Genomic DNA, 11,101 nt, shown 5'->3' with positions numbered 1-11,101 from the left:
TTCCACAGGCGACCGTCAGCCGGTCATCGAGAATTCCTCCCGACTCGCCCAAATCTTCCGAAGGCGACAGGCCTTCGGACAGAGTCGAGCGAAGCAGTTTCAGCCGCTCCATGCGGCCGCCAATTTCAATTTCGGACCAGGCGCCGGGAAAGGGCGACAGGCCACGAATGTGGTTGTGGACGTCGGCCGCAGGCCGCGTCCAGTCCACGCGCGTCTCGGATTTATCGATTTTCCTGGCGTAAGTCACCCCTTCGGCCGCTTGCGCGGTAAATGTCAGGGTATTCCGTTCCAGCCGTTCCAGCGCTTCCACCATCAGGGCAGCGCCAACGCTCATCAATCGATTATGCAGATCGCCGGCTGTCATATCGGGGTCGATGGCGCATTTTTCAAGCAATGCCACCGGTCCGGTGTCGAGGCCCTCCTCCATGCGCATCACCATCATGCCGCTTTCCAGGTCTCCTGCCATGATGGCCCGCTGGATGGGGGCGGCGCCGCGCCAGCGCGGCAAAAGCGATGCATGGCCGTTGATGCAGCCGAGCCGGGGCGCCTCCAGAACCGCCCTGGGCAGAAGCAAACCATAGGCGACGACCACGGCGATATCGGCGCCGAGCGCAGCAAAGGCAGCCTGTTCGGCCTCGCCTTTCAACGATGCCGGCGTGCGCACCTCGATGCCCAGCCGCTCGGCCTCGCGCTGCACCGGCGACGGCGTCAGCTCCAGCCCGCGCCGGCCCGCGGCGCGCGGCGGCTGCGTGTAGACGGCGGCGACATCATGTCCCACTTCGGCAATGGCGCGCAGCGTCGGCACCGAAAACTCCGGCGTACCCATGAAGACGACACGAAGGGGCATTTCCCCTATCCCACCAGTTTGCCTGGCGCCTTGTCCTTGGCGAGCTTCCTGAACTTCTTCACCACCATGTCGCGCTTCAACTTGGAGATATGGTCGATGAACAGCACGCCGTTGAGGTGGTCGATCTCGTGCTGCAGGCAGGTCGCCATCAGGCCCTCGGCCTCCATCTCCTGCAGCGTGCCGTCGCGGTCGAGATATTTGACCCGCACGGAAGCCGGGCGCTCGACCTCGGCATAGTAATCCGGGATCGACAGGCAGCCTTCCTCGTAGACCGACCGCGCGTCGGCGCTTTCGAGAATCTCCGGGTTGATGAAGACGTGCGGCGCCGGCGTTTCGTCTTCCTTGGCAAGGTCGATCACCAGCATGCGCAGCGGTTCGCCGATCTGGATTGCCGCCAGCCCGATGCCGGGCGCGTCATACATGGTCGCCAGCATGTCGTCGGCCAGTTTGCGCAAGGGCGCGTCGACGCGCTCCACCGGCTTGGAAACCTGGCGCAGGATGGGGTCGGGAAGGATGATGAGCGGCTTGATCGGCATGGCGTTTCACCTAAGACCTCCAAGGAAAGGCGTCAACCGGTGCGCCTGAGCCTCGTTCACGTTTTGATCTGTGCCAGCCCGCCGAATCGGCTATGCTGTCCACATGAATGATCTCAGCACCATCTTTTCGGAGCCTGTCGTACGGCTCGGCGCCTCGACAATCACGCTGGGTCACGCGCTGGCCTTCGGCGCCTTGCTGTTTCTCGGCTTGTTCGTGGCGCTCGTCGTTGCGCTGTGGCGGTCGGCCAAGGCGCGCGCGGTCGCCGCCGCGGAGGCCGCCGACCATGCCCGCGACGCCGAGACACGCATGGCTGGTATTTTGCAGTCGCAGGCTGAGATGCAGGGCCGCATGGGGGCCATCGCCGAAGTGTTCGGCGCCCGGCAGGCCGAATTGACGCAATCGATCGGCCAGCGCCTCGACGCCATGACCGGCCGCATCGGCCAGACCATGACCGAGCAGACCAAATCCACGCATGAGAGCCTGGCGAAACTGCAGGAGCGGCTGGCGGTCATCGACACCGCGCAAGGCAACATCCAGTCGCTGGCCGGCCAGGTCGTGCAGCTGCAGGCGATCCTCTCCAACAAGCAGACCCGCGGCGCCTTCGGCCAGTCGCGCATGGAGGCGATCGTCGCCGACGGCCTGCCGCATGGGGCCTATGAATTCCAGGCGACGCTGTCGAACGGCAGCCGGCCGGACTGCCTGGTGAAAATGCCGAACGGCGCGCCGTCACTTGCCATCGACGCCAAATTTCCGCTGGAAGCATGGAATGCCATCCGCGCCGCCGACGGCGCCGACCTGCAGAAGGTCGCGGCCCAGGCCTTTCGCCGCGACATCGAGGTCCATGTTCGCGACATTTCGGAAAAATACCTGCTCCAGGGCGAGACGCAGGACACGGCCTTCATGTTCGTGCCGTCGGAATCGGTGTTCGCCGAAATCCATGAGAATTTCGAGGCGGTCGTGCAGAAGGCGCACCGCGCCCGCGTCATCATCGTCTCGCCTTCGCTGCTGATGCTGTCGATCCAGGTCATCCAGGCGATCCTGAGGGATGCCCGCATGCGCGAGCAGGCGCATCTGATCCAGGGTGAAGTCATCAGGCTGATGGAAGATGTCCAGCGTGTCGACGAGCGGGTGCGCAAATTGCAGGGCCATTTCGGCCAGTCGGCCAAGGATATCGAAGACATCCTCGTCTCGACCTCGAAAGTGACCAAGCGCGGCCAGAAGATCGAGGCGCTGGAGTTCGGAGAAGGCGAGGCCGACGTCCCACACGGCGGCGCCGCCAAGGCGGAAGCCGCACCGCGCGTGGCTGATTCCAAGACGGGGCAGTTGAGGCTGAGGGTCGTCGAAGATGGAGAGTAGTCGCTCGACGCCAGAGATTAGCGAAGCGTCTATCCCATCGTCATTCTAGGGCGGAGCAAGGAGCGGAGCGACGCGCGCAGACCCTAGAATTCATGCCGCGACCGCGGCGCGCCGCAACAGTGCAGAATTCCGTTCCACGGCATCCTTCGGCAAGGTCACGGCATGGATCCTCGGGTCAAGCCCGAGGATGACGAAGCGATGGGAGGCTTCGCTAATCGCAGAGGTCTTGTGGGAGCCTACTAACCCTACTGCTCCTCCACCGTCGTCATGCCCTCGAAGTCCGGAAGCCAGTGCAGCGCCGACCGGTGCCATTTCTGGTGTCTCGGGACCAGGTCCTGACGCTGCCGCGAGGTCCCGACCCTGATCCCATAGACCTTCGGACCGTCGCCGACCGATGTCGCATAAAGGTGCGAGCCGCAGTCGGCACAAAAAGCCTGGGCGCGCTTGGCGCCGCTCGCCACGGTCTTGATATAGATTTTCGGCGCGCCCCTGGTGATCCGGTAGTGATCCTGCGGCGCGGGAACGGTGACGCGAAAGGCCGTACCGGTCAGCTGTTGGCAATCGGTACAGTGGCAGATCGAGGTCTTTTCCGGGTCGACCTCCGCCTCGTAGGTGATGGCACCACAATGACAGCCGCCGTCTATCTTCATCGTCATTCCTCCAAAATCGATCGGCTGATCTTAGCGACGCGGGGATGCGAGGCAACGGCGCGGCGCTGGTCCAGAGGCCAGGGCATGGATCACGAAGAGGGTTTTCGGGATCATGCTCAACTTTCATCGGACGCGGATTCGATCACCTTACGCCGCTTTTCCCAGGTGCCCGTGGTCTGCGGCTTGACGAACAGCCGCGCGATCTCAGGCATTTCCTTCTTCAGCCGCGCCTCGATGCGTTCGACACAGGCCTCGATCTCCGGCGCCGCCAGATGGTCCTCGAATTCGATGCTCAGGGCGGCAACGATCTCTTCCGGTCCCATATGCACCGTCAGCACACCGTTCGCCCGCTGCACCGCCGGATCCTGCTGGACGATCGCCAGTACCTTCCTCTGCACCTCGGGTGAGGCCGGCTCGCCGATGAGCAGGCCCTTGCTTTCACGCGCCAGGAAGATTGCCGTCGCGCCGAGGATGAGCGCGATGCCGATCGAGGCGGCGCCGTCGAGTTCGGGCATCTCGAAAATCTCCGCCGCCAGGATGCCGGCAAAGGCGACGGTCAGGCCGAGCAGCGCGGCACTGTCTTCGAACAGCACCGTATAGACGCTTGGGTCCTTGCTCGATTGCACGGCCTGCAGCCAGCCTTGCCTTCCCTTCTGCTTGCGGAACTCCTTCAGTGCCACCAGCCAGGAGCTGCCTTCGAACAGGAAGGACAGGCCCAGAACGATATAGTTCACCTTGACGTTGGCGACCGGCTCCGGCGCCATGATGTGGACAACGCCCTCGTAGAACGACACGCCGGCGCCCAGCGCGAAGACCAACAGGGCGACGATGAAGCTCCAGAAATAGAGTTCGCGGCCATGGCCGAGCGGGTGCGTACTGTCCGCGGGGCGCGCCGCGCGGTGCATGCCGTAGAGCAGCAGGCCGCCATTGCCGGTGTCGACCAGCGAGTGCACGCCTTCCGACAGCATGGCCGAACTGCCGGTGAAAAAGGCGGCGGCGAACTTGGTCAGCGCTATGGCGAGATTGCCGGCGAGCGCCGCATAGATGACCGTTCTGGAGCCGCCGTGCCCTGCCATCGCTTCCTCGCCGTCTCCGATACTCGCGAGCTTGTGCCGGGGAGCTTAGCCACCCGCCCGCGGAAGCTCCATATCCATCCTGAACGCATAACCCGTCGATCCGTTCAGGCCTCGGCGTTGCCCGCCCGAGGCCAATGGGACCGGAAAGCGGTTGACACGGGCATTGGCAGTGGTGGCGGGACGGAAACAGCCCCTTGCCTAGAGACGCTTCTCTTGTTTCACTCCGTTTCCCGCAACTGGAGGAACGAATCATGGCTAAAGGTGCGATGAAAGCAGGCAAGGAAGCCCGCAAACCAAAGAAAGACGCCAAGAAGCCTGTAGCCGCTCCGGCCCTGAAGGCGCCGCCGGTCAAGGCGATGAGGCTCAAGGAAAAGTAAGTCCCGGCAACCGGCGCGGCGGGATTTCACCGGCGGCATTCGACAATGCCGCCGGCACGTGTTGATCGGGCATTCGGACAGCCCTATATCGACGGCGCGGGGACGACCTCGCACTTTCCGAAAAATTCGGCCGGGACGACCCGCCATTGTCGACTGAGCAGCCAAGGCCGGAAAGCCTGGATGCTCCGATGGAGCGTTGCGATGTCCTGGACTTTTCTGTTTTTCGCCGGCCTGTTCGAAATCGGCTGGGCAATCGGCCTCAAATACACCGACGGGTTCACCAGGCTGGTTCCAACCGTGCTCACGGTCGCGTCGATGATCGTCAGCCTCACCTTGCTCGGCCTGGCGCTGAAGGCGCTGCCTGTCGGCACCGCCTATGCGGTATGGACCGGCATCGGCACTGTCGGCACGGCGCTGCTCGGCATCTGGCTGCTGGGCGAGCCCGCCACGGCCATCAGGCTCGGCTGCATCGCGTTGATCGTCTGCGGCATCATGGGGCTGAAATTCGCGGCCTGAATGGCCTTGTCCGCCGGCGGGCGACATCGACCGAGCCGATATCCCCGGATGTCCAAGCCGACATCCCGGATGCAGGAGCTTCCGGTCGGCGACATGGACAAGCGAAAAAAGGGCCGCGCCTTGGCGCGTCCCTTGTTGGTCATCCGTCGAGGCGAGTGCGCTCTTAGCGACCCGTAAAGCCGGGAGGAGTCCTGCCGGTGCGCTGCTTGCGTGCTGCGTAGCGCGCGTCGCGCTTTGCCTTGCGCTCGGCTTCATCGGCAAGCAAGCGAGCAATGCGCTCGTTCTCTTCAGCCTCCCGAAGCTTTGCTTCCGCCTCCGCTGCCTCTTCGGCGGCAATGCGCGCCGCTTCAGCTGCTGCCTCACGCTCGGCCTTCTCGATCGCCTCGCGCGCCACCTTTTCCTGCTTCAGCTTGGCCTTTTCGGCCTCGCGGATCTCACGTGCCGCAAGAATTGCCTTGCGTTCGGCCTGTCGTGCCAGCACCGCGGGATCGTCTGCTGCCGGCTTTGACTTGAAGCGCTCCAGAAGCGCCTTCTTTGCCTCGGTCGCGGCATTGCGCCGCTCGAAAATGTCTTTTTCCCTGTAGATAGCCAAGTCCACTTCCTTGAAGTCTATTCGCGAGGCTTACATACGCGTGAAAACCGGGAGTTCAAGCGCCAAAACGGTATGGCAGCCATGAAATTCCGGGATGTTGCACCGGGGAGACGCATTTCCGGCCGAAATCGACATGCACTGTTCACCAGCCACCCTCTGGCGGCGCGACGGACGCGTCGCTACCTCTAGGGCGACAATCAACACACTGGGATGACATTCAAATGGAACTCGGCCTCTACACTTTTGCCGATGTGAGCCCTGTGCCGGGTCCCGGCGCCATCGGCCCGCATGAGCGGCTGCGCAACCTGATCGAGGAGGTCGAACTGGCCGACCAGGTTGGCCTCGACGTCTTTGGCCTCGGCGAACACCATCGGCCCGACTATGCCGCCTCGGCGCCGGTCGTGGCTTTGGCCGCGGCGGCGGAGCGTTCGAAGCGCATCAGACTGACCAGCGCTGTCACCGTGCTCTCTTCCGACGATCCGGTACGCGTCTTCCAGCAATTCGCCACGCTCGACCTTCTGTCAGGCGGCCGCGCCGAGATCATGGCCGGGCGCGGATCGTTCATCGAATCCTTCCCGCTGTTCGGCTACAACCTCGAAGACTATGACGAGCTGTTCGCCGAAAAGCTCGACCTTTTGCTTGCCATCCGCGATCAGGTGAAGGTGACCTGGTCGGGCAGTCTGCGCGCGCCGATCAACGATCGCGGCGTCTATCCCAGACCCTTCCAGGACAGGCTGCCGGTCTGGATCGCGATTGGCGGAACGCCGCAATCGGCAGCCCGCGCGGGCGCGCTCGGCCTGCCGCTGGCGCTTGCCATCATCGGCGGCGAACCGGCGCGCTTCGCGCCGCTGTTCGACCTCTACCGTGATGCAGCCAAGCGCGCCGGCAGCGATCCGGCAGGCTTGGCCACCAGCATCAACGTGCATGGCTTCATCGCCGACACGACCGAGCAGGCGGCGGACGATTTCTACGGCCCGCAAGCCGAGGTGATGAACCGCATCGGCCGTGAGCGCGGCTGGGGTCCGACATCGCGCGCGCATTTCGACCAGTCGCGTGGTCCCGATGGTGCGCTGTTCGTCGGCAATCCGGAGCAGGTGGCGGAAAAGATCGTCGCCCAGCACAGGATTTTCGGCAACGACCGCTTCCTGCTGCAAATGGCGATCGGCACCATGCCGCACGCCAAGATCATGAAGGCGATCGAGCTTTATGGCACCAAGGTGGCGCCGATCGTGCGCAAGGAAACGGCGAAATCCGTGCCGGCCGTGGCGGCGCCTGCGGGCTTGGATTTCTCCGGCGCCGACTCGATTGTCTGAAGGGTAAATCTTTGCATCGCATGTAATATGGCGCACTCGCAGCCGAGTCTCCGGTTGCGCAATTGGCGGCACGATCCCTCGACGGCGGCCCGCACGGCAGTGCCGGCTAACGGAACCTTGAAGCCGTGCCGGCGTTTTCGTCTGCGGATTGCATCAGTTGTGGTGCGCCGCCGAGGGGGCCACGATGAAAGCCGAACCCGCCGCTTTGGGCGCAGGCGTTGCCGAGGCCGAGGAGTCACGTTTGGCAACGCGCGCCGACACACGCCTGATGCGCTCGCTGCTCATCGGCATCTTCCTGTTCATGAGCATCTATGCGCTCTATTTCGCGCGCGCCTTCTTCATGCCGGTCATCCTGGCCTTTCTGCTGACGCTGACACTGACGCCGATCGTGCGGCTGCTGCGCAAGCGCGGCATTCCCGAAGTGGTCTCGGCGACGCTTCTGGTGCTTGTATCCATCTTCGTCTTCGCGAGCGCCGGCTATGTGCTCAGCGGCCCCGTCATCGATCTCATCAACAACACGTCGTCCATCGGCCAGCAACTGACCGAACGGCTGGCGCAGTTGCGGCGGCCGGTCGAGAGGATCATGGAGATCGCGCACCAGATCGAAGGGCTGACCGAAACATCGCAGGAACCGGGTGTGCAGAAGGTCGCGGTGGCGCAGTCCGGCTTCCTGTCGTCGGCGGCGAGCAACATCCTGTCGGCCGGAACAAGCCTGACCATCATCTTCGTTTTGTCGCTATTCCTGCTCGCCTCGGGCACGATGTTCTACGAGAAGATCATTCAGTCCTTCGCCAGCCTCACCGAAAAGAAGCGGGCGCTGCGCGTCGTCTACGACGTCGAGCGGGAAATCTCGCACTATCTGCTCACCGTCACAATCATCAACACCGGCCTCGGCACGGTCATCGGCCTCGGCCTGTGGGCGCTTGGCATGCCCAATCCGCTGGTCTGGGGCGCCGCGGCCGCTCTGCTCAATTTCCTGCCTTATGTCGGGGCCATGATCACGCTCGTCCTGGTCACGGTCATCGCGCTGATCAGCTTCGACACGATCGCCTACGCGTTGTTGGCGCCTGCCTTCCTGGTGTTGTGCGACATCGTCGAAGGCCAGTTCGTGACGCCGATGGTGGTCGGGCGGCGGCTCGAGATCAACGCCGTGGCGATCTTCATCGCCATCGCATTCTGGTCATGGCTGTGGGGCTTCGTCGGCGCGCTGATGGCTGTGCCGCTGCTGGTCGTCGTCAAGGTGTTCTGCGACCATTTCGAGAGCCTTAGCCATGTCGGCAATTTTCTCGCCGCCCAACATACGGCGGTCGTGGAGGAGGACGCCGACGAACAGGACGGCACGGCCGCCGCATAACAGGCGCACCGTTTGCGGCGGCGGGATCGAATGCCTATATCCGCCCGATCAGTGCCCGGTGCCCTTCCCGATGAACGACGCTCCCTTCGACCTCGACGCCTATTTCGCCCGGATCGGCCATGCCGGTTCCAGTGATGCTTCGCTCGACACGCTGAAGACGCTTCATTTCCTGCATCCGCAGGCGATCCCCTTCGAGAACATGGATCCGTTTCTGGGGCGCCCGGTCCGATTGGACGCCGCATCGCTGCAGGACAAGATGGTCCTCGACGGGCGTGGCGGCTATTGCTTCGAGCACAATCTCATTTTCATGCACGCGCTGAAGGCGCTTGGCTTCGAGGTCGGCGGCCTCGCCGCGCGTGTGCTCTGGGGTCAGAGCGAGGACGCGATCACGGCGCGTAGCCACATGCTTTTGCGCGCCGAGCTCGATGGCCGGACCTATATAGCCGATGTCGGCTTCGGCGGCCTGACGCTGACCGCCCCGCTGCTGCTCGAGCCGGGCCTCGAACAGACGACCCCGCACGAAACGTTCCGCATCGTTGAAACCGGCGATCACTTTCGCCTGCAGGCCGCCATCGGCGGCGGCTGGCGCTCGCTGTATCGCTTCGATCTGCAGCCGCACTATGAGGTCGATTATTCCGTCACCAATTATTTCCTGTCGACCAACCCGGCATCGCATTTCCTGACCTCGGTTCTGGCGGCGCGCGCCGCGCCCGACCGGCGCTACGCGCTGCGCGGCAATCGCCTGTCGATCCATCACATTGATGGCCACACCGAACAGAAGCAGATCGCCACAGCCACTGAACTCGCCGACACGCTGGAAGGCCAGCTCGGCATCACCATTCCCGACCGCACGGCCTTCGAGGCTCGGGTGCGTGAGAAGAAGATCGTGGAGACCAGTACATGACCGAACTTTCCGTCCTCGACCTGTCGCCGATCGTCGAAGGCAGCGATGCCTCGCAATCGCTCGCCAATTCGCTCGACCTCGCCCGCCACGCCGAGCGGCTCGGCTACAAGCGCTACTGGCTGGCCGAGCACCACAACATGCCAGGCATTGCCAGTGCGGCCACATCGGTTGTCATCGCCCATGTTGCCGGCGGCACCAAAACCATTCGCGTCGGCGCCGGCGGCATCATGCTGCCCAACCATGCCCCGCTGGTGATCGCCGAGCAGTTCGGCACGCTGGCGGCCTTGTTTCCAGGCCGCATCGACCTTGGCCTCGGCCGCGCTCCCGGCACCGACATGAACACGGCGCGGGCGCTACGCCGCAATCTCGAGGCCGGCGTCGACAATTTCCCGCAGGATGTCGTCGAGCTGATGGGTTATTTCCTGCCGGCCGAGGAAGGCCAGCGCCTGCGCGCCGTGCCTGGCGAAGGGCAGACGGTGCCGATCTGGATTCTCGGGTCGAGCCTCTACGGCGCGCAGCTCGCCGCCATGCTCGGCCTGCCCTATGCCTTCGCCTCGCATTTCGCCCCGGCGGAACTCGATCACGCGCTGGACATCTACCGCTCGCGCTTCCAGCCGTCCGAGCAGCTCGACAAGCCACATGTCATGCTCGGCCTCAATGTCTTTGCAGCGCCCACCGACGCCGAGGCACGTCTGCTGTTCACCTCGCTGCAGCAGGCCTTCGTCAATCTGCGCACCGGCAGGTCCGGAAGATTGCCGCCGCCGGTCGAGAGCTATGACCGGGATCTCGACCCGATGGCCAAGACCATGCTCGGCCAGGCGCTGTCCTGCGCCGTCGTCGGCTCGCCGGAAACGGTCCGCCAAGGCATCGATGCGTTCGTACGCCGCACCGGCGCCGACGAGCTGATGGTCACCGCGCAGATATTCGATCACGCCGCCCGCGTGCGTTCCTTCGAAATCCTGGCCGAGGCGCACAAATCGCTGTCGCAAGCGGCCTGACGTCTTGTACTTCGCCGGGTGCTTTTGCCGGTCACAATGCTCTGCTAAGTGCAAGGCATCCATCGGCAGCAAGTGAGCTTTCCCGTGACACATGATCTCGAAGCACGCATGCGGTTCGCCATCGATCTGGCGCGGCGCGCCGGCGAACTCGGCCTGAGGTATTTCCGCGATCTCGACAGCCTGACCATCGAGAGCAAGGGCCATCAGGACCTGGTCTCGCAAGCCGACCGCGAGGTCGAGCTGTTCATCCGCGCGGCGATCGCCGCCGACTATCCCCGGGACGGCATCGTCGGCGAGGAGCATGCCTCGGTCGCCGGCTCTACCGGCCATGTCTGGGTGATCGACCCCATCGACGGCACCGCCAATTTCGTGCGCGGCATTCCGGCTTGGTGCGTGGTGATCGCTTGCGCCCGGGATGGGGAGACGATCGTCGGCGTCATCCACGAGCCATCGACCGGCGAGACCTTCCACGGAAGGCTGGGCGGCGGCGCCTTCGTCAACGGCAGGCCGATGAGGACGAGCGCGGCGACCAGCCTTGAAGAAGGTTCGGTGGGCACCGGCTTCTCAAACCGGGCCGAGGC

The 11,101-nt window shown here is 64.0% G+C and carries 13 protein-coding genes; 8 read left to right on the top strand and 5 right to left on the bottom strand.

Translation table 11 applies throughout. The annotated features are described in order from the left end of the window. Both fmt and def read right to left on the bottom strand, forming a co-directional pair. Window positions 1-847: methionyl-tRNA formyltransferase (gene fmt / locus EOA36_RS14910; RefSeq protein ID WP_127278278.1), on the bottom strand; the 847-nt coding region annotated here is incomplete at its 3' end. A 5-nt stretch (window positions 848-852) separates the two neighbouring features. Further along, window positions 853-1,383 carry a peptide deformylase gene (gene def / locus EOA36_RS14905; RefSeq protein ID WP_127278277.1) on the bottom strand — a complete coding sequence of 177 codons (531 nt, stop codon included), beginning with the start codon at window positions 1,381-1,383 and terminating at the stop codon, window positions 853-855. A 103-nt stretch (window positions 1,384-1,486) separates the two neighbouring features. On the opposite strand from def, the gene EOA36_RS14900 reads away from it, so the two are divergent. Beyond that, the gene (locus EOA36_RS14900; RefSeq protein WP_127278276.1) at window positions 1,487-2,740 is read left to right on the top strand and encodes a DNA recombination protein RmuC; all 1,254 of its coding nucleotides are present in this window, start codon (window positions 1,487-1,489) and stop codon (window positions 2,738-2,740) included. 245 nt (window positions 2,741-2,985) lie between these two features. Here the strand turns inward: EOA36_RS14900 and EOA36_RS14895 are convergent, their stop codons facing one another. Together EOA36_RS14895 and EOA36_RS14890 are read right to left on the bottom strand one after the other, a co-directional pair. Next, entirely contained in the window at window positions 2,986-3,390 is a 405-nt protein-coding gene (locus tag EOA36_RS14895) for a GFA family protein (RefSeq protein WP_127278275.1), read from the bottom strand. 116 nt (window positions 3,391-3,506) lie between these two features. Further along, entirely contained in the window at window positions 3,507-4,466 is a 960-nt protein-coding gene (locus EOA36_RS14890; RefSeq protein WP_127278274.1) for a cation diffusion facilitator family transporter, read from the bottom strand. Between the two features lie 251 nt (window positions 4,467-4,717). Between EOA36_RS14890 and EOA36_RS38805 the strand changes: the two genes are divergently transcribed. Together EOA36_RS38805 and sugE are read left to right on the top strand one after the other, a co-directional pair. Beyond that, the gene (locus tag EOA36_RS38805) at window positions 4,718-4,843 is read left to right on the top strand and encodes a hypothetical protein (RefSeq protein ID WP_127278273.1); all 126 of its coding nucleotides are present in this window, start codon (window positions 4,718-4,720) and stop codon (window positions 4,841-4,843) included. A 201-nt stretch (window positions 4,844-5,044) separates the two neighbouring features. Continuing rightward, on the top strand, window positions 5,045-5,359 hold the full coding sequence (gene sugE, locus EOA36_RS14880; RefSeq protein ID WP_127278272.1) for a quaternary ammonium compound efflux SMR transporter SugE: 315 nt from the start codon (window positions 5,045-5,047) through the stop codon (window positions 5,357-5,359). Window positions 5,360-5,522: 163 nt separating this feature from the next. Here the strand turns inward: sugE and EOA36_RS14875 are convergent, their stop codons facing one another. Further along, complete coding sequence (locus EOA36_RS14875) at window positions 5,523-5,951, bottom strand: DUF6481 family protein (protein ID WP_127278271.1); 429 nt, start codon at window positions 5,949-5,951, stop codon at window positions 5,523-5,525. 221 nt (window positions 5,952-6,172) lie between these two features. On the opposite strand from EOA36_RS14875, the gene EOA36_RS14870 reads away from it, so the two are divergent. The 5 genes from EOA36_RS14870 to EOA36_RS14850 form a co-directional block, all read left to right on the top strand. Further along, complete coding sequence (locus tag EOA36_RS14870) at window positions 6,173-7,264, top strand: LLM class flavin-dependent oxidoreductase (protein ID WP_127278270.1); 1,092 nt, start codon at window positions 6,173-6,175, stop codon at window positions 7,262-7,264. A 184-nt stretch (window positions 7,265-7,448) separates the two neighbouring features. Beyond that, window positions 7,449-8,618: an AI-2E family transporter gene (locus EOA36_RS14865; protein ID WP_127278269.1), complete on the top strand. Its 1,170-nt coding sequence runs from the start codon at window positions 7,449-7,451 to the stop codon at window positions 8,616-8,618. A gap of 70 nt (window positions 8,619-8,688) precedes the next feature. Further along, entirely contained in the window at window positions 8,689-9,522 is an 834-nt protein-coding gene (locus EOA36_RS14860) for an arylamine N-acetyltransferase (RefSeq protein WP_127278268.1), read from the top strand. Then, window positions 9,519-10,520: an LLM class flavin-dependent oxidoreductase gene (locus EOA36_RS14855; protein WP_127278267.1), complete on the top strand. Its 1,002-nt coding sequence runs from the start codon at window positions 9,519-9,521 to the stop codon at window positions 10,518-10,520. The genes EOA36_RS14860 and EOA36_RS14855 overlap by 4 nt, the downstream gene beginning before the upstream one ends. 84 nt (window positions 10,521-10,604) lie before the next feature. Next, window positions 10,605-11,101 (top strand): inositol monophosphatase family protein (locus EOA36_RS14850; RefSeq protein ID WP_281040058.1); only part of this gene is annotated, 497 nt, incomplete at its 3' end.

The sequence above is a fragment of the Mesorhizobium sp. M8A.F.Ca.ET.021.01.1.1 genome, from assembly GCF_003998025.1.
In the GTDB taxonomy this organism is placed as follows: Bacteria; Pseudomonadota; Alphaproteobacteria; order Rhizobiales; family Rhizobiaceae; genus Mesorhizobium.
This window is presented reverse-complemented; position numbering and strand designations above follow the sequence as displayed.

Bases quoted from the DNA above. Each gene is read 5' to 3' on its own strand.
- def (WP_127278277.1), bottom strand. From the start codon at position 1,383: ATGCCGATCAAGCCGCTCATCATCCTTCCCGACCCCATCCTGCGCCAG.
- EOA36_RS14900 (WP_127278276.1), top strand. From the start codon at position 1,487: ATGAATGATCTCAGCACCATCTTTTCGGAGCCTGTCGTACGGCTCGGC.
- EOA36_RS14895 (WP_127278275.1), bottom strand. From the start codon at position 3,390: ATGAAGATAGACGGCGGCTGTCATTGTGGTGCCATCACCTACGAGGCG.
- EOA36_RS14890 (WP_127278274.1), bottom strand. From the start codon at position 4,466: ATGGCAGGGCACGGCGGCTCCAGAACGGTCATCTATGCGGCGCTCGCC.
- EOA36_RS38805 (WP_127278273.1), top strand. From the start codon at position 4,718: ATGGCTAAAGGTGCGATGAAAGCAGGCAAGGAAGCCCGCAAACCAAAG.
- sugE (WP_127278272.1), top strand. From the start codon at position 5,045: ATGTCCTGGACTTTTCTGTTTTTCGCCGGCCTGTTCGAAATCGGCTGG.
- EOA36_RS14870 (WP_127278270.1), top strand. From the start codon at position 6,173: ATGGAACTCGGCCTCTACACTTTTGCCGATGTGAGCCCTGTGCCGGGT.
- EOA36_RS14865 (WP_127278269.1), top strand. From the start codon at position 7,449: ATGAAAGCCGAACCCGCCGCTTTGGGCGCAGGCGTTGCCGAGGCCGAG.
- EOA36_RS14860 (WP_127278268.1), top strand. From the start codon at position 8,689: ATGAACGACGCTCCCTTCGACCTCGACGCCTATTTCGCCCGGATCGGC.
- EOA36_RS14855 (WP_127278267.1), top strand. From the start codon at position 9,519: ATGACCGAACTTTCCGTCCTCGACCTGTCGCCGATCGTCGAAGGCAGC.